We start from the raw sequence: 22,591 nt of genomic DNA on the forward strand, positions 1-22,591 counted from the left end.
TTAGCGCTTGCCCTTCTTGTCGGCGGCGTGACCCGGGAAATAGCGGGTCGGCGCGAACTCGCCGAGCTTCATGCCGACCATGTCCTCGTTCACCGAGACGGGAACGAACTTGCGGCCGTTATAGACGTTGAAGGTGAGACCCACGAACTGCGGCAGGATCGTCGAACGGCGCGACCAGGTCTTGATCGGCGCGGTGCGAGCACCGCCATCCTGTGCGGATTCGGCCTTCTTGAGCAGGTGGAGGTCCACGAACGGACCCTTCCAGACGGAGCGAGCCATCGTTTAGCCCTTCTTCTTCGCGTGACGCGACCGGATGATGAACTTGTCGGTCGACTTGTTGTGACGGGTGCGCGCACCCTTGGTCGGCTTGCCCCACGGGGTGACCGGATGACGGCCGCCCGAGGTCCGGCCTTCACCACCGCCGTGCGGGTGGTCGACCGGGTTCTTCGCGACACCGCGGGTCAGCGGGCGCTTGCCCATCCAACGGCTGCGGCCCGCCTTGGCGAAGTTCTGGTTCGCGTTGTCGGGGTTCGACACCGCGCCCACCGTCGCCATGCAATCCGAGCGGATGTAGCGCTGCTCGCCCGAGTTCAGGCGAACGATCACCATGCCGCGGTCACGGCCGACGACCTGCACATAAGTGCCCGCCGAACGCGCGATCTGGCCGCCCTTGCCCGGCTTCATCTCCACGTTGTGGACGATGGTGCCGACCGGCATCTGGCCCAGCTCCATGGCGTTGCCCGGCTTCACGTCGGTCTTCTTGCCCGCGACGACGCTGTCGCCGACGCCCAGACGCTGCGGCGCCAGGATGTAGGCCAACTCGCCGTCCTCATACTTGACGAGGGCGATGAACGCAGTGCGGTTGGGATCATATTCGATCCGCTCGACCACGGCCGGGGCGTCCCACTTGCGGCGCTTGAAATCGATGATGCGATAGCGCTGCTTGTGGCCACCGGCGATGCCGCGCGACGTGACGTGACCCTTGTTGTTGCGGCCACCGGTCTTGCGCTTGCCTTCGGTCAGAGCCTTGACGGGCTTGCCCTTGTGGAGCGCAGACTTGTCGACGAGGATCAGGCCGCGGCGGGCCGGGCTCGTCGGGTTGTAATGCTTGAGCGCCATCGGATCAGATTCCCGTCGTCACGTCGATGGACTGGCCTTCGGCCAGCGTCACGATCGCCTTCTTCACGTCCGAACGCGTGTAGGGCTTGCCCTTCCAGCGCTTGGTCTTGCCCTTCTGCACCAGCGTGTTCACGCCGGTGACAGTCACGCCGAACAGCGCTTCGATCGCAGCCTTGATCTGCGGCTTCGAAGCACCGCCGGCGACCTTGAAGACCACCGCATTATGCTCGGAGAGAAGGGTCGACTTCTCGGTGATGTGCGGCGCCACGACCACGTCATAATGACGGTTGTCGATCGCGGCCGCGTCCTTCTTCTTAGCCATTGAGGCGCGCCTCCAGCTTTTCGACAGCGGCGCGGGTGAGCACCAGCGTGTCATGCTTCAGGATGTCATAGACGTTGGCACCGACGGTCGGCAGCACGTTGATGCCGATCAGGTTGCCCGAGGCCAGCGCGAAGCTGGTCTCCACGACGTCGCCGTCGATGACCAGCGCGGTCTTGCCGAAGCCCAGCTTGGCGAGATCGGCCGCGAGCACCTTGGTCTTGCCGTCCTTCACGGTCAGCGTGTCCATGACGATCAGCGAACCGGCCTTGGCGTGGGTCGAGAGCGCCATCTTCAGGCCGAGCGCACGAACCTTCTTGTTCAGCGACGGGTTGAAGTCGCGAACGCGGGCGCCGTGAGCCTTACCACCGCCAATGAAGACGGGAGCGCGGCGATCGCCGTGACGAGCGGTGCCGCCGCCCTTCTGGCGACCGAACTTCTTGCCGGAGCGAGCGACATCGGCGCGCTCACGAGTGCCGCGAGCGGTGCCGCGACGCTTCTCGAGCTGCCAGGTGACGACGCGGTGAAGGATGTCGGCGCGGGGCTCGAGGCCGAAAATCTCGTCCTTGAGCTCAATGTCGCCGCTGCCCTTGGCGTCGAGGGTCTGAACCTTGACCTTCATGATCAGCCTTCCTGGGTCTCGGTGGTGGCGTCAGCCTGCACCTCGGCCGGAGCCGGAGTGTTGGCGGCGTCATTGCTGTTGGCAGCCTGCTTGATGCTGGCCGGGTACGGCGCGTCGGCATGGCGCGGCACCTTCACCGCATCCTTGACGATCAGCCAGGCACCCTTGTGACCGGGCACCGAACCCTTGACGAAGATCAGCCCGCGCTCGACGTCGGTGCGGACGACTTCCAGATTCTGCTGGGTGCGCTGACGGTCGCCCATGTGGCCGGCCATCTTCTTGTTCTTGAAAACGCGACCCGGATCCTGGCGGTTACCCGTCGAACCGTGCGAACGGTGCGAGACCGAGACGCCGTGGGTGGCACGCAGACCGCCGAAGTTCCAGCGCTTCATCGCGCCGGCAAAGCCCTTGCCCTGCGTCTGGCCCGAAATGTCGACCAGCTGGCCGGCGACGAAGTGGTCAGCGGCGATTTCCGCACCGACGTCGAGGAGCGCATCCTCGGCGACACGGAATTCGACGAGACGCGCCTTCGGCTCCACTTCGGCCTTGCCGAAGTGGCCGCGCTGCGGCTTGGCGACATTCTTAACCTTCGCGACGCCGGCGCCGAGCTGGACCGCGACATAACCGTCACGATCGACTTCCTTGCGCGCGACAACCTGGAGACCGTCAAGCTGCAGGACGGTGACCGGCACATGGCGGCCATCTTCCTGGAACAGGCGGGTCATGCCCATCTTCTTCGCGATCACGCCTGTGCGCATGATCAAATTCCTTCCAAACAGAGGCTCACGAACCAATCCGCGAGCGTGCCAACGAAAAAGGCCCCGGTCGAAAGACCAGAGCCAGCCCAATGTCCAAAGCCCCCGTCAGGGCCAGTTTTTCCGCTTCGTCATAAAGCGAAAGACGGGGACTCGGTCGCCAGCATGCTGGCCGGTATCCCTACTCTTTCCACCCCGGCCGAAGCCGGAATGAGAGCCGCGCAGCCGAATCAACCGCGCGGGGAAGGCGGCCTCTTAGGCCAGTTTGATCTCAACATCAACACCCGCTGCGAGATCGAGCTTCATCAGAGCATCGACCGTCTGCGGAGTCGGCTGAACGATGTCGAGCATGCGCTTGTAGGTACGCACCTCGAACTGCTCGCGCGACTTCTTGTCGACGTGGGGGCCACGGTTGACCGTGAACTTCTCGATGCGCGTCGGCAGCGGAATGGGGCCGCGAATGAGGGCGCCGGTACGACGGGCCGTGTCGGCGATGTCGCCGGTGGCCTGATCCAGCACACGATGATCGAACGCCTTGAGGCGAATCCGGATATTCTGCGTTTCCATGTCCACTACCGATGCGAAAGAGCCATGCCCGTATGGTCGGGCTTCACAAATTAAGGCCGCCCGACTCCCTTCCGGGAATCGGGCGGCCCAAACGCTATATTACTTCTGGATGCTCGCGACAACCCCGGCGCCGACGGTGCGGCCGCCTTCGCGGATCGCGAAGCGCAGGCCCTGATCCATCGCGATCGGGGCGATCAGCTTCACGCCGAGCTGAACGTTGTCGCCCGGCATCACCATCTCGGTGCCCTCGGGGAGGACGACCTCACCGGTGACGTCGGTGGTGCGGAAGTAGAACTGCGGGCGGTAGTTGGCGAAGAACGGCGTGTGACGGCCACCTTCGTCCTTCGACAGCACGTAGACTTCCGAGGTGAACTCGGTGTGCGGGGTGATCGAACCCGGCTTGCAGAGCACCTGGCCACGCTCGACCTCTTCACGGCCGACGCCGCGGATCAGCGCACCGATGTTGTCGCCGGCCTGGCCCTGATCGAGCAGCTTGCGGAACATTTCAACGCCGGTGACGGTCGTCTTCTTGGTGTCCTTGATGCCGACGATCTCGACTTCCTCGCCAACCTTGACGATGCCGGTCTCGACACGGCCGGTCACGACGGTGCCGCGGCCCGAGATCGAGAACACGTCTTCGATCGGCATCAGGAACGGACGGTCCAGCGGACGCTCCGGCTGCGGGATCCAGGTGTCGACGGCGCGCATCAGCTCGAGAACGGCGTCATGACCGATCGGCGGATCCTTGCCTTCGAGCGCGCAGAGGGCCGAACCCTTGACGATCGGAATATTGTCGCCGTCGAAGTCATACTTCGAGAGCAGTTCGCGGATCTCGAGCTCGACGAGCTCCAGGATCTCGGGATCGTCGACCTGGTCGACCTTGTTCATGAACACGACCATCTGCGGCACGCCGACCTGCTTCGCGAGCAGGATGTGCTCCTTGGTCTGCGGCATCGGGCCGTCGGTGGCCGACACGACGAGGATCGCACCGTCCATCTGCGCGGCGCCGGTGATCATGTTCTTCACATAGTCGGCGTGGCCCGGGCAATCGACGTGCGCATAGTGGCGGTCGGCGGTCTCATACTCGACGTGCGCGGTCGAGATGGTGATGCCGCGCTCGCGCTCTTCCGGCGCCTTGTCGATGTTGGCGTAGTCGACGAACGTCGCGCCGCCGGTCTCGGCCAGAACCTTGGTGATCGCGGCCGTCAGCGACGTCTTGCCGTGGTCGACGTGGCCGATGGTGCCGATGTTGCAGTGCGGCTTGTTCCGCTCGAACTTCGCTTTCGCCATTTTTCCTTACCTTCTTTCAGATCATTTTCTTCGAGCGCGCCGCCCGATGCGGACGCGCCCATAACCACAATTTTCGCGTTACGCCAGCTTCGCCTTCACTTCGTCAGCAACGTTCTGCGGCACTTCGTCATAGTGCGAGAACTGCATCGAGTATTGGGCGCGGCCCTGCGTGAACGAACGGAGCTGGTTAACATAGCCGAACATGTTCGCCAGCGGGACCATGGCCTCGACGGACTGCGCATTGCCGCGCGTGTCGGTGCCCTGGATCTGGCCACGACGGCTGTTCATGTCGCCGATGACGTCGCCCAGATAATCTTCCGGGGTGACGACCTCGACCTTCATGATCGGCTCGAGCAGCTTGATGCCGGCCTTCTGGGCCACTTCACGCATCGCGCCGCGGGCGCAGATTTCGAAGGCCAGCGCCGACGAGTCGACGTCGTGATAGGCGCCGTCCGTCAGGTGAACCTCGAAGTCGATGATCGGGAAGCCGATCAGCGAACCGGTCTCGGCGGTCTCGCGGAAGCCCTTCTCGACCGAGGGGATATATTCGCGCGGGATGTTGCCGCCCTTCACCTCGTCGAAGAACTGGAAGCCCGAACCACGCTCGCCGGGGACCACGGTCACCTTCACGCGGCCGAACTGGCCCGAGCCGCCCGACTGCTTCTTGTGGGTGTAGTCCACGTCCACCTTCTTCGCGAGATATTCGCGATAGGCGACCTGCGGAGCACCGACATTGGCCTCGACCTTGAACTCGCGACGCATGCGGTCGACGAGGATCTCGAGGTGGAGTTCGCCCATCCCCTTGATGATCGTCTGGCCCGATTCGTGATCGGTCGAAACGCGGAACGAGGGATCCTCGGCGGCCAGGCGGTTGAGCGCAATGCCCATCTTTTCCTGGTCGGCCTTGGTCTTCGGTTCCACCGACAGCTCGATGACGGGCTCGGGGAATTCCATGCGCTCGAGGATGATCGGGTTCGCCGGGTCGCACAGCGTGTCGCCCGTCGTCGTCTCCTTGAGGCCCGCGATGGCGACGATGTCGCCGGCGCGCGCTTCCTCGATGTCCTCACGCGAGTTCGCGTGCATCAGGAGCATACGGCCGATCTTCTCCTTCTTGTCCTTCACCGAGTTCAGATACTGGCCCTTGGTGAGGGTGCCCGAATAGATGCGGGCGAAGGTGAGCGAACCGACGAACGGATCGTTCATGATCTTGAACGCGAGCAGCGAAAGCGGCGCCGAGTCCGTGGCCGGACGCGAATCCGGGGTCTCGCCGTCGAGCTTCACGCCCTGCACGTCGGGAATGTCGAGCGGGCTCGGCAGATAGTCGACGACGGCGTCCAGCAGCGGCTGCACGCCCTTGTTCTTGAACGCCGAACCGCAGACGATCGGAACGAAGTCCATCGCCAGCGTGCCCTTGCGGATCAGCTTCTTCAGCGTCGCCGTGTCGGGCTCGTTGCCCTCAAGATACGCTTCCATCGCCTCGTCGTCCTGCTCGACGACAAGCTCGATCAGCTCGTTGCGATACTTGGCGGCCTTTTCCTTCAGGTCATCGGGGATGTCCTGATATTCGAACTTCGCGCCGAGGCTTTCTTCCAGCCAGATGATCGCGCGGTTCTCGACCAGATCGACCAGCCCCTTGAACCCGCCCTCAATACCGATCGGAAGATACAGCACCGCCGGCTTCGCACCCAAGCGCTCGACGATGGTATCGACGCAGTAGAAGAAGTCGGCGCCGGTGCGGTCGAGCTTGTTGATAAAGCACATGCGCGGCACGCCATACTTGTCGGCCTGGCGCCAAACCGTCTCCGACTGCGGCTCCACGCCGGCAACGCCATCGAAGCAAGCAACCGCACCGTCGAGCACGCGCAGCGAACGCTCGACTTCGATGGTGAAGTCGACGTGGCCGGGGGTGTCGATGATATTGATCAGATGCTCTTCACCCTTGCCCTCTTCCGCGCGCCACTTGCAGGTGGTCGCCGCCGAGGTGATGGTGATGCCGCGCTCCTGCTCCTGCTCCATCCAGTCCATCGTCGCCGTGCCCTCGTGCACTTCGCCGATCTTGTAGGACTTGCCGGTGTAATAGAGGATGCGCTCGGTCGTCGTCGTCTTGCCGGCGTCGATGTGCGCCATAATGCCGATGTTGCGATAGCGCTCGAGCGGATGGCTGCGGGCCATTTCGGGTTCCTTAGCGATGTGGGGAGCCGGACGATCCGGCTCCCCATTATGTAGGTAAGAAAATTACCAGCGCCAGCATTGCCAGCGCCGATATTACCAACGGTAGTGGCTGAACGCGCGGTTCGCTTCCGCCATGCGGTGCGTGTCCTCGCGCTTCTTCACCGCATTGCCGCGGTTGGCCGAGGCATCGAGCAGCTCGCCCGACAGACGCGCCGCCATGGTGTGCTCGCTGCGCGCACGGGCCGCATTGATCAGCCAGCGGATCGCGAGAGCCTGCGAACGCTCCGGACGGACTTCGACGGGGACCTGGTAGGTCGCACCGCCGACGCGGCGGCTGCGGACCTCGATGCCCGGCTTCACATTGTTCAGCGCGTCATGGAACACCTGAAGGGGATCCTTCTTGGCGCGGGTCTCGACGGTCTCGAGAGCGCCATAGACGATGCCTTCGGCGACGGCCTTCTTGCCGTCCAGCATCACGCTGTTCATGAACTTGGAAAGGACGATATCCCCGAACTTGGGATCAGGGAGGATTTCCCGCTTTTCGGGACGACGACGACGAGCCATTTCAGCTTATCCTTCTTACTTCGGACGCTTCGCGCCGTACTTCGAACGGCTCTGCTTGCGATCCTTGACGCCCTGCGTGTCGAGCACGCCGCGGAGAACATGGTAACGGACACCGGGAAGGTCGCGAACGCGGCCGCCACGGATCAGCACCACCGAGTGCTCCTGCAGGTTGTGCCCCTCGCCGGGGATGTAGCTGATGACTTCGCGCTGGTTGGTCAGGCGGACCTTCGCAACCTTGCGGAGAGCCGAGTTCGGCTTCTTCGGAGTCGTCGTGTAGACGCGAGTGCAAACGCCGCGCTTCTGCGGGTTCGCCTCCATCGCAGGGACCTTGGATTTGGTCTTCTGCGCTTCGCGGCCCTTGCGGACCAACTGATTGATCGTCGGCATGAAGCCTTCACCTTTTTCGTTACCAGATGATCTGGCGGTTACTTTGCTGGAGCCCGAATCGAACCAACACAAAAGAGCCACGGCGGCGCTCGGCCCCCTTGGCCCTGACATGCTTCCAGCAATGTTCAAGCTCACCCGCCGACTCCCGAGGGGGTCCGCGAGCGATGGCGGCCTATAGCTTTGGAGTCGCGCGGGGTCAACGGGCAGGCGAAGGAGTGGCGCGTCGATCGCACCGGGGCTTCCCATCCGCGCTCTGCTCTGCTCCAAGACAGGACATGTCGCAAGCCGCCGCAATCACTCCGTCCACGCCTGCCCCCCGCCTCCCCTGGTATCGCCATCTCTACGCGCAGGTGCTGATCGCGATCGCGCTCGGCGTGCTGCTCGGGGTGGTCGCCCCCGATACGGCGGCGGCGATGAAGCCGCTGGGCGACGGGTTCATCAAGCTGGTGAAGATGATCATCGCGCCGGTCATCTTCCTCACCATCGTCACCGGCCTTGCCGAGATGCGCGATCTGGGCGGGCTCGGACGGCTGACCGCCAAGGCCTTCGGCTATTTCCTCGTCATGTCGACCTTCGCGCTCGTCGTCGGCCTCGTCGTGGCCAACGTCGTGCGCCCCGGCCACGGCCTCAACATCGATCCGGCGACGCTCGATTCGGGCTCGGTCGCGACCTACGCCGCCAAGAGCCACGACGGCGGCGTGGTCCCGTTCGTCCTCAACGTCATTCCCGACACGCTCGTCGGCGCCTTCACCAGCGGTGAGATATTGCAGGTGCTGCTCGTCTCGGTGCTGTCGGGCATCGCGATGATCCTCGCAGGCGAACGCGCCGCCCCCGTCCGCGCGGGGCTGGAGGCGGTGTCGAAGGTCGTGTTCATCCTCGTCGACCTGCTGATGCGCGCGGCCCCGATCGGCGCGTTCGGCGGCATGGCCTTCACGATCGGCAAATATGGCATCCACGCGCTCGCCAACCTCGCCGGGCTGGTCGCAACCTTCTACGGCACCTCGCTGCTCTTCGTGCTCGGCGTTCTCGGCATCGTCGGCTGGCTGACCGGATTTTCGGTCGTCCGCCTGATCATCTACCTGAAGGACGAACTCCTCCTCGTCCTCGGCACATCCTCCTCGGAAGCCGCCCTCCCCCGCCTGATCGAGAAGATGGAGAAGGCCGGCTGCGATCGGTCGATCGTCGGCGTCGTCGTGCCCACCGGCTACAGCTTCAACCTAGACGGCACCAATATCTACATGACGCTCGCCGCCTTGTTCATCGCGCAGGCGCTGAACGTGCCCCTCACGCTCGAGCAGGAACTGCTGCTGCTCGGCGTCGCGATGCTGAGCTCGAAGGGCGCGGCGGGCGTGACCGGCGCGGGCTTCATCACGCTGGCCGCCACGCTTTCGATCGTCCCCGACGTGCCCGTCGCCGGCATGGCGCTGCTGCTCGGCGTCGATCGCTTCATGAGCGAATGCCGCAGCCTCACCAATTTCGTCGGCAATGCGGTGGCGACCGTCGTCGTCGCGCGCTGGGAAGGCGGGCTGGACCGCGAGAAGCTGAACGCCGCGCTCAGGCCGAAGCAGGCGCCCTCCGGCTAGCGATCGCCCAGCCGATCAGCGCGAAGCCCGTCCCTTCCATCCACCCGGCCAGCACGTCGCTTGGCCAGTGGACGCCCAGGATGATGCGCGACACGCCGACCATCAGCGTGAAGGGCACGGCGAAGATCAGCAGCCGGCGATCGAGCAGCAGCGCGATCGTCAGATAGACGACCGCGGTCTGCGAGGCGTGGCCGCTCGGGAAGCTCAGGTCGCTGACGCTGTCGAGCCAGGGCAATATGTCGGGCCGCGCGCGGGCGAACAGCGCCTTCAGGGCACTGTTCGCGCCGACCAGCGCCAGCACCGTCGCGAACAATATCGCCGCATCGCCCTTGCGCTGCCGCCAGACGAGATAGGCGACGACGGCAAGCGCCACCGGGAAGCGTACGTCGCCGTCGCCGACGGTGGTCACGCCCAGCCAGAAGCCGCTCCATTCGCGCTGCCCGGCAAGCGCACGGATGATCGCCGGGTCGAAACCCGGCGTCCCCGCCAGCGTCACCCAAAGCCCGATCGCCAGCGTCGCTGCGATCAGTGCCAGCCCTGTGACAATGCGACGATCCACCTCAGTCGGCCTGCTTGACCAGCACGCCCCCCTTGATGACCACCGTCACTTTCTCAAGCTGACGGACGTCGCGCAGCGGATCGCCATCGACCGCGATGATGTCGCCGTAACGCCCGGCCTCGATCGCGCCGACATCGTGCGTCTGACCCAGCGCCTCCGCCGCGCTCTTGGTCGCCGCCTGGATCGCCTGCATCGGCGTCATGCCCCATTCGACCATCTTGGCGAACTGCTTGCCATTGTCGCCGTGCGGATAGACGCCGGCATCGGTGCCGAAGAGCATCGGCACGCCGGCCTTCACCGCCTTGCGGAAGGTCTCGCGCTGGAGACGACCGATCATTTTCTCTTTGGCGAGGCTTTCGGGCGTGGTGCCGTTCGCCTCGCCGGTGGCGAGGATATAGTCGTCATTATAGATATCCATGTCGAACCAGACGCGCTTCTTCGCCGCGAGCGCGATCGTCTCGTCGTCGGCAAGGCTGCAATGCTCGATCGTGTCGATGCCCGCCTCGATCGCGGTGCGGATGCCTTCATTGCCGTGCGCATGCGCCGCCACCTTCATGCCCAGCATATGCGCTTCCTCGGCGATCGCCTTCATCTCCTCGAACGAAAGCTGCTGCGCGCCGACGGAATCGCCCATCGAGAAGACGCCGCCCGTCGCGCAGATCTTGATCACCTGCGCACCATATTTGCGCAGCCAGCGCACCTTGGCGCGCGCTTCCTCGGGATTGTCGACCACGGAGGGCGCCTTGCGGTCGAGGCTGGGGGGTAGCCCGGTCTCGTCGCAATGCCCGCCCGTCGCGCCGATCGCATAGGCCGCCGCCGTCATGCGCGGGCCCGGAATATAGCCCTCGTCGATCGCCTGTCGCAGGCCGACGTCCTGAAAGTCGCTCGATCCCACGTTGCGGACCGAGGTGAAGCCTGCATCCAGCGTCTTCTTCGCGTTGGCGACGCCCACCGCGCTCCAGAAGCTGTCGGTATATTGCAGCCCGCGATAGCCGCCGACCTCGGCAAGCCCGGTAAGGTGGACATGCATGTCGATCAGGCCGGGGAGGATCGTCTTGCCGGGCAGGTCGATCCGCTTCGCGCCCGCCGGAATCTGCGGCCTGCCGCCGCCGCGCCCGACGACCGATGCGATCCGCCCGTCGGTGATCACCACCACAGGCTCGTCCACCGTCTTGCCGCCGATCACGTCGATCATCTTCGCCGCCGTCACCACCACGGTCTCGGCCTGGGCCTGCGCGGCGCAGATCATCGCCGCCGCAGCCAACATCACGCGCTTCATTCCTGTCCCCTGCCCACCGCATGCACGGCCATTGCCTGATAGTCCGCCATGCACGCCTCGGCGACGGCCCGCAAGTCGGCGTCGAGCGCGGGCGGCGCGCCTTCCGCGCCTTCGAATCCGGTGCTTGCCTCGACCCTGCCATACCAGTGCGGCGCCCATATGCCGTCGGCGGCATGCCGCCCCGCCGGCCAGCGCAGCATCGCATCGGTCCAGCCAATGCCGAGCGCATCGCACAGCGCCGAAAGCGTCCCCGCCGGATCGCGCAGCACGTCGGCCGAATCGACAACCGCCGGCGCCTTGCCCAGCCGGTCGCACTCGCGCTCGAAGAAGGCGCGCTGGCGCGCCAGCCCCAGATCGTCGGGGCAGACGCTCTCGCGCTTGGCGGCATAGGACGCGACCATCCGCGCCGGATCGCGGATCAGGAAGGCGTGGGTGAAGCCCGGCAGATCATCGGGCACCACCGGACCGACCATATGGTGCGACATATGCTTCTGATACCAGACGGGCTTATCGTCCGGCGCGCCTTCGGACAGCGTCACCGCGACCGTCCACCAGTCGCAGTCCATGTCCGCGACGATCGCGTCGCGCATCGGATGATCGAGCCCGGTCTGCTCAAGGAAGCAGCCGTAGAAAGGCTCGTCGCTCACCGCCGTGTCGGGCCTGCTAGAAAAGCTGCGCATCATCGCCGTCGAGATATTGCGTGGCCCCGACCACATGGCGATGCGCAGCGTCATCGGCGGGATCGCCCCGCAACGTCGGCCGCGACACGTTGTCGGTACAACCCCTGCAGCCGCTCGACCATCGGGCCGCGCCCGTCGCTGATGTGGCGCCCGTCGATCGTCCCGACCGGCGCCAGTCCCGCGAAGGTACCGGTCACGAACGCCTCGTCGGCTCCATAGACGTCGGTCAGCGAGAAATTGCGCTCATGGACCGGGATGCCCGCCTCGCGGCACATCTCGATCACGTTGCGCCGCGTGATCCCGTCGAGGCAATAGTCGCCGGTCGAGGTCCACACCTCGCCCTTGCGGACGATGAAGAAATGCGTCGAGTTGCACGTCGCGACGAAGCCGTGGGGGTCGAGCATCAGCGCCTCGTCGGCCCCCGCCTCGATCGCCTGGATGCACGCGGTGATGCAGTTGAGCTTGCTGTGCGAATTGAGCTTGGGGTCCTGCACGTCGGGGAAGCCGCGCCGGACGTGGACGGTGAACAGCTTCATCCCGCGCGTCGCTGTTTCGGGCGCGGGCCGCTTCCATTCGGGGATGATGACGATCGTCGCGCCCGAGATGACGACGCGCGGATCCTGATAGGGCGTCGATCGCACTCCGCGCGTGACCATCAGTCGGATATGGACGCCCTCGCCGTCCATCGCGTTGGCGTCGAGCGTATCGTAGATGCGCGCCTCGAGCGCCGCCCGGTCGATCCCGATATCGAGCGCGATCGCCTTCGCGCCCTCGTAGAGCCGGTCCATATGCCGATCGAGGAAAGCGACGCGCCCGTCATGGACGCGCAACCCTTCCCACACCCCGTCGCCCAGCATGAATCCCGAATCGAAGACCGAGACGCTCGCCTGCGGACGCGGCACGAGATCGCCGTTGATATTGATGAGCACGCTTTCATTGCGCGGGTCGGGGGAGAAGCTGTGCGTGCCGAACGACATGCCTATCTGGTCGCATCCCCGACGGCCGGGCGCAAGATCATGCTCAACCAAGCATCGCGCGATAGCCCCCGACGATCGGCGGCAGTGTCATACGCGCAACAATCGCGATCGCCGCGACGGCCGATATGGCGACGACGGCGAACACAACCCGCCCGCGCGGCAAAGGCCCGGCGGATGCGAGCAGCACCCAGCCGATCGCCACCGCGATCATCGACCAGAGATGATAGCGCAGGTCCGAAGCGATGCTAACCACCACGAAGCTCGCCTCCAGCGCCAGCGCCGAGACGCCGAGCGCAATCGCCAATGCCCGCGCGGGCGATGCCGCCGTCGCTGCCGCCGTCCACAGCAGCCCCAATCCGGCAACCAGCCAGACCGCCGGCCAGCCCACCGGCGTTTCCGCCAGCCATGCCGCCGCCATCGTCACCAGCATCGCACGCCGGGTGGGGGAGACGAGCCCGATGTCATTGGGCTCGCTCCGTGCCGGCGGCGCCGCGCTCGGCAGCCCGCGCGGCGTCCACAGCCGCTCGCTCATGTTGAGATGCCCCAGCCGATGCCGCGCATAGGCGATCGGGTGCGTCGCGACCGCGACCAGCCAGCTCGCATAGAGATTGCCCCCCGACGCGGCGGGCAGCAGCCGCTGCGCCAGCCAGCCGCAGCGCCCGTCGTCACCCAGCGGATCCCAGTAGAAGGGCGTGTAGCATCGCCCCTCATGCACTTGGGCAAGCTCCGGGCGCGTCACGCCGGGGATGGCGACATCACCGCCATAATGGTCGATCCCGACCAGATCGTAGAGCGGCTGGACGCGGGCGACGCCGCTGCGTTCGGCCCCGATCCGGCCGATCGTCCCGCCGACGAGAATCGCCGCCGCCATCGCCGCAACCACCAGCGCGGCCCTCATCGGCAACGCGCGCGGCCCCGGCCACCCCGCCAGCGCGAAGGCCAGCGGCACGCTCGCAAAGGCGGCGTTCGCGCGCACCAGCGTCGCGTAGATGAGGAGGAGCACCACGATCGCCATTGCCCAGCACCCGATGCGCCGCCCGCCCAGCCGATGCCAGCCGACGATCCCCGTCGCCGCCAACATCGCGCCCAGCATCTGCGAATCCTTGAGCACCGCCGCCTGCCAGGCGAGGAACAGCGGGCAGGCGCCGATCGCCAGCAGCACGACAGCGGCCTTCATCGCCCCCCGCCGCGCCAGCCCCGCCGCGATCAGCCCGATCCCGCCCCAGTAGAGCAGCATCTGCAGCAGGAACATCGGCCCCGTCCCGCGCCAGCCCTGCGCAAAGACCGTCCACAGCCGCGCCATGGCGGGCGGATGCCAGTCGTCATAGCGCCCGCTCAGCACCTGCCCATATTGCGCAACGCTGTCGTAAAGCGCGACCCCGGGCCACCACAGGAAAAGCGCGATCAGGCACAGCAGAGCCGCTCCCGTGAGCACCTTTCCCTGCGTGACGTTCGACATGACAGCGTGATTGCACGCAAAGGGGTGAACGACAACAAGCGCCGCGCTTGCCTATGCGGTGGCTGGCCGGTCCGCTTTCTATGGTCTCGCAGATATCAGGCGTCGTCCCGATACTTGCCATGCTCCTCGGCGGCGGAAAGAAATCGCTCGACATCTCCGCGCCGCAAATTGGTCATCGGCAACGGCGCGCGTTTGATGCGATCGTTGACAACATATTCGACCAGAAGCGACTTGCTGCGCAATGGAAACAGGCTGCCATCCTGAATCGAGACAGCCTCGACGTCATTCCATGTCATCTTGGGCACCCACAGCGACCAATGCCCGCGGATAGCGTCGCCGGTGACGTTCCAGGCCGTTTCGTCCACCCAGCGCCTGATGCCGATGAAGATGCCGAAGCCACCGATCGCAGCGCCTAGAAGATAGGCCCACGCCATTCCGCCCCATGTGGTGGCGTTAACGGCATAGCCAAGCAGCGCGAATCTGAGGCCATAGGAATCGGGTGGCGGCGGATTGAGACCGATATAGCCCAACGCCAGCGTTGCCGCGGCGCTCATGACCACCATGTAGATCATCCAAATCCTGCTGAACCGTACGACGATTGCTTCGTCCGTTGCGCCAGCTTTGCCCTGCCCCTCTTGCGTCATGCCCGATCTGCTCGCACGTCGCCCCCGTAACGACAAGCCTGAACCGCGCTCCGGCTTTCGCCGGAGCGCGGCGCTATCAGATGTGCAGCGGGCGTCCGTAGGCGCTCAGCACGCTTTCGTGCATCGTCTCGCTCACCGTCGGGTGCGGGAAGACGGTGGCCATCAGATCGGCCTCGGTCGTCTCCAGCGTGCGCGCGATAGTGAAGCCCTGGATCAGCTCGGTCACTTCCGCGCCGATCATGTGTGCGCCCAGCAGCTCGCCCGTCTCGGCGTCGAAGATCGTCTTGGTGAAGCCCTCGGGCTCGCCCAGCGCGATCGCCTTGCCGTTGCCGATGAAAGGGAACTTGCCGACCTTGATCGCGCGGCCGCTTTCCTTGGCCTTGGCTTCGGTCATGCCGACCGACGCGATCTGCGGGCGCGAATAGGTGCAGCCCGGGATGCTGCCGGGCGCGATCGGGTGCGGATGCTGACCGGCGATCGCCTCGGCCGCGATCACCGCTTCGTGCATCGCCTTGTGCGCCAGCCAGGGCGCGCCGCACACGTCGCCGATCGCCCAGATGCCCTCGGCCGAGGTGCGGCAATAGCCGTCAATCTCGATATGGCCGTTCTTGGCCTGCTTCACGCCCACCGTCTCCAGCCCGACGCCCTCGACATTGGGGACGATGCCGATTGCGACGATCACATGACTGTATTCCTGCGCGGTGACCTTGCCGTCCTTGTCCTTGATCTCGGCGGTGACGCCCTTGGGCGTGACCTTGAGCGACTGGACCCCGGTCGAGGTCAGCACGGTCATGCCCTGCTTCTTCAGCGCCTTGGCCATGAAGTCCGACACGTCGGCATCCTCCACCGGCACCACGCGATCAAGCATCTCGACGATCGTCACTTCCGAACCCATGTCATTGTAGAAGCTGGCGAACTCGACGCCGATCGCGCCCGATCCGATGACCAGCAACTTGGTCGGCATTTCCTTGGGCGTCATCGCGTGGCGATAGGTCCAGATGCGCTCGCCGTCGGCCTTGGCGAAGGGCAGCTCGCGCGCCCGTGCACCCGTCGCGACGATGATGTTCTTCGCTTCCAGCTCCGCTGTCTTGCCGTCGTTGAGCTTGACCGAGAGCTTGCCCTTGCCGGTCAGCGTGCCCACGCCTTCATAGACCGCGACCTTGTGCTTCTTCATCAGGCCCTTGACGCCGCTGTTCAGCTGGCCCGCGACCTTGCGGCTGCGCTGGACGATCTTGTCGAGCTCGAAGCCCGGCGTCGCGGTCAGGCCGTAATCGGCCGCATGCGACATGTAATGATAGACTTCGGACGTGCGCAGCAGCGCCTTGGTCGGAATACAGCCCCAGTTGAGGCAGATGCCGCCCAGCAGCTCGCGCTCGACGATCGCGCATTTCAGCCCGAGCTGGCTCGCCCGGATCGCCGCGACATAGCCGCCCGGCCCCGAGCCGAGGACGATGAGGTCAAAAGTATCAGCCAAGGTTCCGATCCTTCAAATCCAGGAAACGCAGTGCGTCAGGCGATCATGCCCAGCGGCTTCTCGACGAGGTCGCGGAAGGCCTGCATGAGCTGGGCGCCGACCGCACCGTCGATCGCGCGATGGTCGAAGCTGCCCGTTGCGCTCATTACCGTCGCGATCGCCAGCGCATCGTCGACCACGAAGGGCCGCTTCTCGCCCGCGCCGACCGCAAGGATCATCGCCTGCGGCGGATTGATCACGGCGTCGAACTGCTTGATCCCGTACATGCCGAGGTTGGAGATCGATGCGGTGCCGCCCTGATACTCCTCGGGCTTCAGCTTGCCTTCGCGGGCGCGCAGCGCGAGATCCTTGGCCTCGGTCGCGATCCGCGACAGCGTCTTGGCGCCCGCGTCCTTGATCACCGGGGTGATGAGCCCGCCGTCGATCGCCACCGCCATCGAGATGTCGGCGCGGCTATATTTGATCAGCGTGTCGCCAGCGAAGCTGACATTGGCGTCGCCCACCTGCTCGAGGGCCACGGCCAGCGCCTTGATCAGCAGGTCGTTGACCGACAGCTTCACCCCGCGCGAGGCCAGCCCCGCGTTGAGCTCGCCGCGCAGCTTGAGCAGCGGATCGAGACTGACGTCGATCGTCAGATAATAATGCGGCACCTGCTGCTTGGACTCAGTCAGGCGGCGCGCGATCGTCTTGCGCATGTTCGAGAGCTTGATCGCCTCGTGCGGAATATCGGTCTCGAACGCGGCAGGCGCAGCAGCGGGGGCCGTGGCAGCAGCGGCCGGCGCGGCCACGGGCGCAGCGGCGGCAACGGCAGGCTTGGCGCCCGGCGTCGCACCCTCGACATCCGCCTTCACGATCCGTCCACCGGGGCCGGTGCCGGTCAGCGCGGCGATGTCGACGCCTTTCTGATCGGCGATGCGGCGCGCGAGCGGGCTCGCCTTCACGCGGTCGCCGCTCGCAACAGGAGCAGCGGCCGGTGCAGGCGCGGGGGTCGGAGCGGACGTCGGCGCGGCGGCCGGCACCTCGGCCTTGGGCTCCTCCCTGGCGGCGGGGGCGGCGGAAGGCGCAGGCGCGCTCGCAGACACGGCGGAGGCATCCTCGCCTTCCGCGCCGATCACCGCGATCACCGCGCCGACCTTCACATTGTCGGTGCCTTCCGGGACCAGAATCTTGAGCACGGTGCCTTCGTCGACCGCCTCGAACTCCATCGTCGCCTTGTCGGTCTCGATCTCGGCGAGCAGGTCGCCGGATTTCACGCTGTCGCCTTCCTTCACCAGCCACTTCGCCAGCGTCCCTTCCTCCATGGTCGGCGAAAGAGCGGGCATCTTGAGCTCGATGGGCATGTGTAGAGTCGTCCTCGATCAGATTCCGTAGGGTCGGGTTGCCTCTTCGTCGAAGCCCCCCGGCGGGTCAAGGCCGCCGCTTGCGCAAGTGGTCACGATGCCCCACCTTCGCTTCGCCGCCCGTTGGCAAAGCGGGCGGCTCAGGGGTCAAATGCCATGCGCACCTATCTGGTGGTGATCGACGAGACAGCCGAATCGGAAAGCGCGCTGCGCTTCGCCGCGCGCCGCGCCGCGAAGACCGGCGGCGGCGTCCAGATTCTCGCGGTCGTCGCGCAGTCCGAATTCGTCCAGTGGGGCGGCGTCCAGGCCACGATGGAAGAGGAGGCCCGCGCCCATGCCGAGGCGCTGGTCGCCAGCGCGGCCGGCACGCTCGTCGAGGAGGCGGGCGTCCGCCCCTCGATCACGGTCAGGACGGGCGATCCGGTCAAGCTGGTGCGCGAGGCGCTGGCCGCGAACCCCGAAGTCGCCGCGCTCGTCCTCGGCATCGCGGCAAGCGGCGGCCCCGGCCCCCTCGTTGCGCATTTCACCGGTGCGGAGGCCGCCAACCTCCCCTGCCCGCTCATGTTGATCCCCGGATCGCTGACACGCGAGGCGCTAGACCGGTTGAGCTGACCCCGGCTCGTCGCTCAGCAGCGACAGCGCGGCCGCCGGATCGCCTTGGGCTTGGCGCGCATCACCGGCCGCGCGACGACATATTCCACGACGCGCGTCGTGGTCGTCACCACCGGCTGCGACTGGATCACCACCGTCGTCACCGTCGGCGCAGGATAATACCAGCCGCCGGTATAGACATAGCTGCCGCCATAGCCCGGCGCCGGATAAGCCGGCCCGCCATAGACGGGCTGCGGCGGATAGGCCGGCTGGACAAAGGCAGGCGGAGCGGGCTCGTCATAGCCCGCGCCCGGAACGGGACCGTCATAGCCCCCGTCGAAACGCCCCTGATAGCGTTCGGGCGGCGCGCCGTCATAGCTGCCGGTCCACGTTCCTTCCCATGTGCCGTTATAGATATGCCCGCCCAGCGTGACGCCGTCATAATCATAGGCGTAGCGCTGCGGCGCGGGGCGCAGCGCATCCCAGCCGATCCGCTCCACCCAGTCATAGACGCGCCCCTCGCGGTCGATCAGCACCGCATCGTCATAATAGCGCGACCAGACATAGCCGGCAGGCGGCGGCGCGAGGCCATAGTCGGCGAAGTTGCCGACGATGAAATTGGGCGCGGTCCAATAGGCCGGCACGATCCACCCGCGCGACGGCCGGCGATAGGCCTGCGGGCGATTGCCCCCGTCCCACTGCGCCCCGTCCCAGCGCTGCGCGCGCGGCGGCGGCGCGCGGTCGGCGCCGACCTGCGTCACGATCGGCCCCGGCCCGGTCGCGATCATCGGATGATAAGGCAGGCTCGGCGGCGCCTGCGTCACGGCCCCCGCCGCGCCGCCGCTCGCCAATGCCAGTCCGGCGATCAGCCAGATCCTCCGCATGCGCACTCCCCTGTCGTCGCGCCGCCCGCTGGTCAGGGCGGTTAAAGCCCCATTTAGCATCGCGGGGCAGGCACGCCCAACGTGGAAAGCGGCCTCAGGCCGTCCCGTTACGGGTCACCCGGGACGCGATGAGCGCGACCAGCGCCTCGCAGCCGGCGGCGTCCTCGGCGTCGAAGCGCGCCAGGCTGGGGCTGTCGAGATCGAGCACGCCGACCAGCTCGCCTTCATGCACAATCGGCACGACGAGCTCGCTCGCCGAGGCCGAATCGCAGGCGATATGCCCGGGGAAGGCGTGGACGTCGGGCACCAGTTGCGTCTCGCGCGTCGCGGCCGCGGTGCCGCATACGCCCTCGCCGATCCCGATGCGGATGCACGCCACCTTGCCCTGGAACGGCCCAAGCACCAGTTCACCGTCGACCAGCCGATAAAAGCCCGCCCAGTTGAGGTCGGGCAGATATTCCCAGATCAGCGCCGCCGCGTTCGCCATGTTGGCGACGGGATCGGGCTCGCTCTCGGTCAGCGCGTCGAGCGCGCCGGCAAGCTCGCGATAAAGTTCGGCCTTCGCGCCGTCGGCCTTGATGTCGAACTGATACATGCCCGTGGCTCCATTCAATCCAGCGAGACCTTGCCGCGCCCCTTCTTCACCGAGGCGCGGATCGCCTTGCCTTCCATCCGTTTCTGCTTCGCCGATCGGCTCGGCTTGGTCTTGACCCTGCGGACCGGGGCAATGCGGGCCTTGCCCACCATCTCGGCCAGCCGCTCGCGCGCCTCGACCCGGTTCATGTCCTGCGTGCGGTGCGTGCGCGCGGTGACGACGATCTCGCCGTCCTGCGTCCACTTGCTCCCCGCGATCACCTTCAGCCGCGCATAGACGGGCGGCGGCAGGCGCAGCGCGAAGACGTCGAGGCGCAACTGCACCGCCGTCGCCACCTTGTTCACATTCTGCCCGCCCGGCCCCGAGGACGCGATGAAGCGTTCCTCGATCGCCTCTTCGGGCAGCGGCGGCCAGTCAGCCATCGGACTCGGCGGGGGCGGGCTCGACGCTAGTATCCACCGGCCCGTTCGCGCCTTCGACTGCATAGGCAAAGCCCGCTTTCGCAAAGCTCTCGGGCAGCGCCGCAGCGGCCTCGACCGGTTTCTTGCCTTCGCGCTCCATCCGGATGCGGCTGGCGTGGAGCAGCATCGGCTCGCCGCCCGTCCCGTATACCGGATCGCCAACGATCGGCATGCCCAGCCCCGATGCCGCATGGACGCGCAACTGGTGCGTGCGCCCCGTCTCGGGCCTGAACAGGATCAGCGATCGCCCGCCATGTTCGGCGATCCTGGTCCAGTGCGTCACTGCCGGCTGGCCCTTCTTGGCGAGGATGATCCGCCAGCCCTTCTCGCGCGTGCTGACCTTGGACAGCGACAGCGCGATCGTGCCTTCCGCCTCCGCCGGCACGCCTTCGACGACGGCCAGATATTCCTTCGTCACCAGCCCCGCCTCGAACGCCTGCGCAAAGCGCTTGTGCGCCTTGGGATTGCGCGCAAGCAGCAGGCAGCCGCTGGTGTCGCGATCGAGCCGGTGGACCGGCGTCGGCCAGCGCTGGAATCCGAAGGCCAGCGAGGCGAGGTGATTTTCGACGCTCAGCGATCCGTCGCGCGGCGGATCGACGGGCAGGCCCGAAGGCTTGTCCACCACGATCGCCTCGCCGTCGATGAAGATGACCCTGTCATTCAGCATGGCGCGCATATGGCGAATCCGGGGGACGATAAAAAGCCCTCACACTTCCGCAAACGCAAAGTGCTCCGGCTTTCGCCGGAGCACGGAACGAGATCGCCGTCATTGCGAGGCGGCGAAGCCGCCGAAGCAATCCAGCCGATACCGAACATCACACTGGATTGCTTCGCGTTGCTCGCAATGACGATCAGGCGAACAGCTTGGCCGCCGTGTTGGCGACGCGGGCGCCCAGATAGCGCGCGCCGTCCAGTTCCGATGCGCTCGGCTGGCGGCTGCCGTCGCCGTCGGCGATCGTGGTGGCGCCATAAGGCGCGCCGCCCTTCACGACATCGACGCCCATCTGGCCCTGGAAGCCATAGTCGAGGCCGACGATCGTCATGCCGAAGTGCAGCAGGTTGGTGATCAGCGAGAAGAGCGTGGTCTCCTGCCCGCCATGCTGGCTGGCGGTCGAGGTGAAGACCGCGCCGACCTTGCCGTTCAATGCGCCGCGGAACCACAGGCCGCCGGCCTGGTCGAGGAACGACGCCATCTGGCTCGAAAGGCGGCCGAAGCGCGTCGGCGAACCGACGATAATCGCGTCATATTCGGCGAGCTTCTCGACGCTTTCGATCGCGGGGTGCGCGGTGTCGGTCTTGAAGCCTGCGGCGGCGACCACCGCCTCGGGGGCGGTTTCGGGAACGCGGCGGATATCGACCTCGGCGCCGGCGCTCTTCGCGCCCTCGGCGATCGCGTCGGCCATCTGCTCGATATGGCCGTAGGACGAGTAATAGAGAACCAGAACCTTAGCCATTGTCAGTCTCCTTGGATGAACGGCTTGAGAAGAAGGGTGGCCCCGCGCGCCGGGAGGGGGGGACATCGCGCGCAGGGCCGGGGGAACTATTTATTCGGCGTCGACGAGCACCAGCTCGGCATCTTCATCGGCCTTGATCGTGACGGTACGACCGCCGCCAAGCGCCGCGCCGTCGCGGGCCTTGAACGCCTTGCCGTCGACCAGGATCTTGCCGGTCGCCGGAACGAGATAGGCATGGCGGCCCTCGCCGACTTCATAGTCGAGGGTCTCGCCCGCCTTCAGCGTCGCGCCCAGCACGCGGGCATCGGCGCGGATCGGGAGAGCGCCGCTCTGCTCGATGTCTTCCGAAAAGCCGCTCGCCAGCGTCACGAACTTGCCCGAACGGTCGCCCTTGGGGAAAGGCTTCGCGCCCCAGCTCGGCGAACCGCCACGACGCTTCGGCTCGATCCAGATCTGGAAGATTCGGGTAGTTTCCGGCTCCAGATTATATTCCGAGTGGCGAACGCCGGTGCCGGCGCTCATCACCTGAACATCGCCGGCCTCGGTGCGGCCCTTGTTGCCCATGCTGTCCTGGTGCGTGATCGCGCCGTCGCGGACATAGGTGATAATCTCCATGTCGGCGTGGGGGTGCGCCGGGAAACCGCTGTTCGGCGCGATCTCGTCGTCGTTCCAGACGCGGATCTTACCCCAGCCCATGCGGGCCGGATCATAATAGTTGGCGAACGAGAAATGGTGGCGGGCGTTGAGCCAGCCATGGTCGGCGTGGCCGAGGCTTTCGAAGCTGCGTTTCTCAACCATGTTCAATCTCCTGTGCGC

At 66.0% G+C, this 22,591-nt stretch carries 26 protein-coding genes; 2 read left to right on the forward strand and 24 right to left on the reverse strand.

Annotation, left to right across the window (positions count from 1 at the left end):
- The 10 genes from rpsS to rpsL form a co-directional block, all read right to left on the reverse strand.
- Positions 1 to 279: a 30S ribosomal protein S19 gene (gene rpsS / locus AC3WT0_RS03810; RefSeq protein ID WP_492751602.1), complete on the reverse strand. Its 279-nt coding sequence runs from the start codon at positions 277 to 279 to the stop codon at positions 1 to 3.
- Between the two features lie 3 nt (positions 280 to 282).
- Positions 283 to 1,119, reverse strand: a complete 837-nt coding sequence (gene rplB / locus AC3WT0_RS03815; RefSeq protein WP_492751604.1) for a 50S ribosomal protein L2 — start codon at positions 1,117 to 1,119, stop codon at positions 283 to 285.
- Between the two features lie 4 nt (positions 1,120 to 1,123).
- On the reverse strand, positions 1,124 to 1,441 hold the full coding sequence (locus AC3WT0_RS03820; protein WP_492751606.1) for a 50S ribosomal protein L23: 318 nt from the start codon (positions 1,439 to 1,441) through the stop codon (positions 1,124 to 1,126).
- On the reverse strand, positions 1,434 to 2,060 hold the full coding sequence (gene rplD, locus AC3WT0_RS03825) for a 50S ribosomal protein L4 (RefSeq protein WP_492751608.1): 627 nt from the start codon (positions 2,058 to 2,060) through the stop codon (positions 1,434 to 1,436). The genes AC3WT0_RS03820 and rplD overlap by 8 nt, the downstream gene beginning before the upstream one ends.
- A gap of 2 nt (positions 2,061 to 2,062) precedes the next feature.
- Entirely contained in the window at positions 2,063 to 2,818 is a 756-nt protein-coding gene (gene rplC / locus AC3WT0_RS03830) for a 50S ribosomal protein L3 (protein ID WP_492751610.1), read from the reverse strand.
- A 252-nt stretch (positions 2,819 to 3,070) separates the two neighbouring features.
- On the reverse strand, positions 3,071 to 3,382 hold the full coding sequence (gene rpsJ, locus AC3WT0_RS03835; protein ID WP_332706586.1) for a 30S ribosomal protein S10: 312 nt from the start codon (positions 3,380 to 3,382) through the stop codon (positions 3,071 to 3,073).
- Positions 3,383 to 3,481: 99 nt separating this feature from the next.
- Positions 3,482 to 4,672: an elongation factor Tu gene (gene tuf / locus AC3WT0_RS03840; protein ID WP_492751614.1), complete on the reverse strand. Its 1,191-nt coding sequence runs from the start codon at positions 4,670 to 4,672 to the stop codon at positions 3,482 to 3,484.
- Positions 4,673 to 4,750: 78 nt separating this feature from the next.
- Positions 4,751 to 6,844 (reverse strand): elongation factor G, encoded by a 2,094-nt coding sequence (fusA, locus tag AC3WT0_RS03845; protein ID WP_492751616.1) that lies wholly within the window; start codon positions 6,842 to 6,844, stop codon positions 4,751 to 4,753.
- A 93-nt stretch (positions 6,845 to 6,937) separates the two neighbouring features.
- The gene (rpsG, locus tag AC3WT0_RS03850; RefSeq protein ID WP_492751618.1) at positions 6,938 to 7,408 is read right to left on the reverse strand and encodes a 30S ribosomal protein S7; all 471 of its coding nucleotides are present in this window, start codon (positions 7,406 to 7,408) and stop codon (positions 6,938 to 6,940) included.
- 15 nt (positions 7,409 to 7,423) lie between these two features.
- Positions 7,424 to 7,795: a 30S ribosomal protein S12 gene (gene rpsL, locus AC3WT0_RS03855; RefSeq protein WP_492751620.1), complete on the reverse strand. Its 372-nt coding sequence runs from the start codon at positions 7,793 to 7,795 to the stop codon at positions 7,424 to 7,426.
- Positions 7,796 to 8,070: 275 nt separating this feature from the next.
- On the opposite strand from rpsL, the gene dctA reads away from it, so the two are divergent.
- Positions 8,071 to 9,378 carry a C4-dicarboxylate transporter DctA gene (gene dctA / locus AC3WT0_RS03860; RefSeq protein WP_492751622.1) on the forward strand — a complete coding sequence of 436 codons (1,308 nt, stop codon included), beginning with the start codon at positions 8,071 to 8,073 and terminating at the stop codon, positions 9,376 to 9,378.
- Here the strand turns inward: dctA and AC3WT0_RS03865 are convergent.
- The 8 genes from AC3WT0_RS03865 to AC3WT0_RS03900 all read right to left on the reverse strand — a co-directional run bounded on the left by AC3WT0_RS03865 (position 9,350) and on the right by AC3WT0_RS03900 (position 17,790).
- Positions 9,350 to 9,937, reverse strand: coding sequence for a phosphatase PAP2 family protein (locus tag AC3WT0_RS03865; protein ID WP_492751623.1), 588 nt, complete (start codon positions 9,935 to 9,937; stop codon positions 9,350 to 9,352). The genes dctA and AC3WT0_RS03865 overlap by 29 nt on opposite strands.
- 1 nt (position 9,938) lies before the next feature.
- The gene (locus AC3WT0_RS03870; RefSeq protein WP_492751625.1) at positions 9,939 to 11,216 is read right to left on the reverse strand and encodes a Xaa-Pro dipeptidase; all 1,278 of its coding nucleotides are present in this window, start codon (positions 11,214 to 11,216) and stop codon (positions 9,939 to 9,941) included.
- On the reverse strand, positions 11,213 to 11,950 hold the full coding sequence (locus AC3WT0_RS03875; RefSeq protein WP_492751627.1) for a sulfotransferase-like domain-containing protein: 738 nt from the start codon (positions 11,948 to 11,950) through the stop codon (positions 11,213 to 11,215). Before AC3WT0_RS03875 ends, AC3WT0_RS03870 begins: the two co-directional genes overlap by 4 nt.
- Positions 11,947 to 12,873 (reverse strand): aminotransferase class IV, encoded by a 927-nt coding sequence (locus AC3WT0_RS03880; protein WP_492751628.1) that lies wholly within the window; start codon positions 12,871 to 12,873, stop codon positions 11,947 to 11,949. The genes AC3WT0_RS03875 and AC3WT0_RS03880 overlap by 4 nt, the downstream gene beginning before the upstream one ends.
- A 43-nt stretch (positions 12,874 to 12,916) precedes the next feature.
- Positions 12,917 to 14,332, reverse strand: coding sequence for a hypothetical protein (locus AC3WT0_RS03885; RefSeq protein WP_492751630.1), 1,416 nt, complete (start codon positions 14,330 to 14,332; stop codon positions 12,917 to 12,919).
- A 95-nt stretch (positions 14,333 to 14,427) separates the two neighbouring features.
- The gene (locus AC3WT0_RS03890) at positions 14,428 to 14,976 is read right to left on the reverse strand and encodes a hypothetical protein (protein WP_492751632.1); all 549 of its coding nucleotides are present in this window, start codon (positions 14,974 to 14,976) and stop codon (positions 14,428 to 14,430) included.
- Between the two features lie 76 nt (positions 14,977 to 15,052).
- Positions 15,053 to 16,450: a dihydrolipoyl dehydrogenase gene (lpdA, locus tag AC3WT0_RS03895; protein WP_492751634.1), complete on the reverse strand. Its 1,398-nt coding sequence runs from the start codon at positions 16,448 to 16,450 to the stop codon at positions 15,053 to 15,055.
- A gap of 35 nt (positions 16,451 to 16,485) precedes the next feature.
- A complete protein-coding gene (locus AC3WT0_RS03900; protein ID WP_492751635.1) occupies positions 16,486 to 17,790 on the reverse strand; it encodes a pyruvate dehydrogenase complex dihydrolipoamide acetyltransferase in 1,305 nt (434 codons plus the stop codon).
- Positions 17,791 to 17,946: 156 nt separating this feature from the next.
- On the opposite strand from AC3WT0_RS03900, the gene AC3WT0_RS03905 reads away from it, so the two are divergent.
- Complete coding sequence (locus tag AC3WT0_RS03905) at positions 17,947 to 18,402, forward strand: universal stress protein (RefSeq protein WP_492751637.1); 456 nt, start codon at positions 17,947 to 17,949, stop codon at positions 18,400 to 18,402.
- A gap of 14 nt (positions 18,403 to 18,416) precedes the next feature.
- Here the strand turns inward: AC3WT0_RS03905 and AC3WT0_RS03910 are convergent, their stop codons facing one another.
- The 6 genes from AC3WT0_RS03910 to AC3WT0_RS03935 all read right to left on the reverse strand — a co-directional run bounded on the left by AC3WT0_RS03910 (position 18,417) and on the right by AC3WT0_RS03935 (position 22,573).
- Positions 18,417 to 19,265 carry an RcnB family protein gene (locus tag AC3WT0_RS03910; protein WP_492751639.1) on the reverse strand — a complete coding sequence of 283 codons (849 nt, stop codon included), beginning with the start codon at positions 19,263 to 19,265 and terminating at the stop codon, positions 18,417 to 18,419.
- A gap of 94 nt (positions 19,266 to 19,359) precedes the next feature.
- Entirely contained in the window at positions 19,360 to 19,860 is a 501-nt protein-coding gene (locus tag AC3WT0_RS03915) for a GAF domain-containing protein (protein ID WP_492751641.1), read from the reverse strand.
- Between the two features lie 14 nt (positions 19,861 to 19,874).
- On the reverse strand, positions 19,875 to 20,282 hold the full coding sequence (arfB, locus tag AC3WT0_RS03920) for an alternative ribosome rescue aminoacyl-tRNA hydrolase ArfB (protein WP_492751643.1): 408 nt from the start codon (positions 20,280 to 20,282) through the stop codon (positions 19,875 to 19,877).
- The gene (locus AC3WT0_RS03925) at positions 20,275 to 20,997 is read right to left on the reverse strand and encodes an RluA family pseudouridine synthase (RefSeq protein WP_492751645.1); all 723 of its coding nucleotides are present in this window, start codon (positions 20,995 to 20,997) and stop codon (positions 20,275 to 20,277) included. The genes arfB and AC3WT0_RS03925 overlap by 8 nt, the downstream gene beginning before the upstream one ends.
- A 175-nt stretch (positions 20,998 to 21,172) precedes the next feature.
- Positions 21,173 to 21,775 carry an NAD(P)H:quinone oxidoreductase gene (gene wrbA / locus AC3WT0_RS03930; protein WP_492751646.1) on the reverse strand — a complete coding sequence of 201 codons (603 nt, stop codon included), beginning with the start codon at positions 21,773 to 21,775 and terminating at the stop codon, positions 21,173 to 21,175.
- A 90-nt stretch (positions 21,776 to 21,865) separates the two neighbouring features.
- Positions 21,866 to 22,573: a pirin family protein gene (locus tag AC3WT0_RS03935; protein ID WP_492751648.1), complete on the reverse strand. Its 708-nt coding sequence runs from the start codon at positions 22,571 to 22,573 to the stop codon at positions 21,866 to 21,868.
- Positions 22,574 to 22,591 lie beyond the last annotated feature (18 nt).

The organism is Sphingomonas sp. EU05-FHT14C10 (assembly GCF_058790595.1).

What these genes read in the sequence shown, in the direction of transcription:
- AC3WT0_RS03935 (WP_492751648.1), bottom strand. Translation starts at nt 22,573, where the DNA reads ATGGTTGAGAAACGCAGCTTCGAAAGCCTCGGCCACGCCGACCATGGC.
- rplC (WP_492751610.1), bottom strand. Translation starts at nt 2,818, where the DNA reads ATGCGCACAGGCGTGATCGCGAAGAAGATGGGCATGACCCGCCTGTTC.
- AC3WT0_RS03875 (WP_492751627.1), bottom strand. Translation starts at nt 11,950, where the DNA reads ATGACGCTGCGCATCGCCATGTGGTCGGGGCCACGCAATATCTCGACG.
- rplD (WP_492751608.1), bottom strand. Translation starts at nt 2,060, where the DNA reads ATGAAGGTCAAGGTTCAGACCCTCGACGCCAAGGGCAGCGGCGACATT.
- arfB (WP_492751643.1), bottom strand. Translation starts at nt 20,282, where the DNA reads ATGGCTGACTGGCCGCCGCTGCCCGAAGAGGCGATCGAGGAACGCTTC.
- rplB (WP_492751604.1), bottom strand. Translation starts at nt 1,119, where the DNA reads ATGGCGCTCAAGCATTACAACCCGACGAGCCCGGCCCGCCGCGGCCTG.
- AC3WT0_RS03885 (WP_492751630.1), bottom strand. Translation starts at nt 14,332, where the DNA reads ATGTCGAACGTCACGCAGGGAAAGGTGCTCACGGGAGCGGCTCTGCTG.
- rpsS (WP_492751602.1), bottom strand. Translation starts at nt 279, where the DNA reads ATGGCTCGCTCCGTCTGGAAGGGTCCGTTCGTGGACCTCCACCTGCTC.
- AC3WT0_RS03925 (WP_492751645.1), bottom strand. Translation starts at nt 20,997, where the DNA reads ATGCGCGCCATGCTGAATGACAGGGTCATCTTCATCGACGGCGAGGCG.
- AC3WT0_RS03910 (WP_492751639.1), bottom strand. Translation starts at nt 19,265, where the DNA reads ATGCGGAGGATCTGGCTGATCGCCGGACTGGCATTGGCGAGCGGCGGC.
- AC3WT0_RS03820 (WP_492751606.1), bottom strand. Translation starts at nt 1,441, where the DNA reads ATGGCTAAGAAGAAGGACGCGGCCGCGATCGACAACCGTCATTATGAC.
- tuf (WP_492751614.1), bottom strand. Translation starts at nt 4,672, where the DNA reads ATGGCGAAAGCGAAGTTCGAGCGGAACAAGCCGCACTGCAACATCGGC.
- fusA (WP_492751616.1), bottom strand. Translation starts at nt 6,844, where the DNA reads ATGGCCCGCAGCCATCCGCTCGAGCGCTATCGCAACATCGGCATTATG.
- wrbA (WP_492751646.1), bottom strand. Translation starts at nt 21,775, where the DNA reads ATGGCTAAGGTTCTGGTTCTCTATTACTCGTCCTACGGCCATATCGAG.
- AC3WT0_RS03905 (WP_492751637.1), top strand. Translation starts at nt 17,947, where the DNA reads ATGCGCACCTATCTGGTGGTGATCGACGAGACAGCCGAATCGGAAAGC.
- AC3WT0_RS03890 (WP_492751632.1), bottom strand. Translation starts at nt 14,976, where the DNA reads ATGACGCAAGAGGGGCAGGGCAAAGCTGGCGCAACGGACGAAGCAATC.
- dctA (WP_492751622.1), top strand. Translation starts at nt 8,071, where the DNA reads ATGTCGCAAGCCGCCGCAATCACTCCGTCCACGCCTGCCCCCCGCCTC.
- AC3WT0_RS03915 (WP_492751641.1), bottom strand. Translation starts at nt 19,860, where the DNA reads ATGTATCAGTTCGACATCAAGGCCGACGGCGCGAAGGCCGAACTTTAT.
- rpsG (WP_492751618.1), bottom strand. Translation starts at nt 7,408, where the DNA reads ATGGCTCGTCGTCGTCGTCCCGAAAAGCGGGAAATCCTCCCTGATCCC.
- AC3WT0_RS03880 (WP_492751628.1), bottom strand. Translation starts at nt 12,873, where the DNA reads ATGTCGTTCGGCACGCACAGCTTCTCCCCCGACCCGCGCAATGAAAGC.
- AC3WT0_RS03870 (WP_492751625.1), bottom strand. Translation starts at nt 11,216, where the DNA reads ATGAAGCGCGTGATGTTGGCTGCGGCGGCGATGATCTGCGCCGCGCAG.
- rpsL (WP_492751620.1), bottom strand. Translation starts at nt 7,795, where the DNA reads ATGCCGACGATCAATCAGTTGGTCCGCAAGGGCCGCGAAGCGCAGAAG.
- AC3WT0_RS03900 (WP_492751635.1), bottom strand. Translation starts at nt 17,790, where the DNA reads ATGCCCATCGAGCTCAAGATGCCCGCTCTTTCGCCGACCATGGAGGAA.
- rpsJ (WP_332706586.1), bottom strand. Translation starts at nt 3,382, where the DNA reads ATGGAAACGCAGAATATCCGGATTCGCCTCAAGGCGTTCGATCATCGT.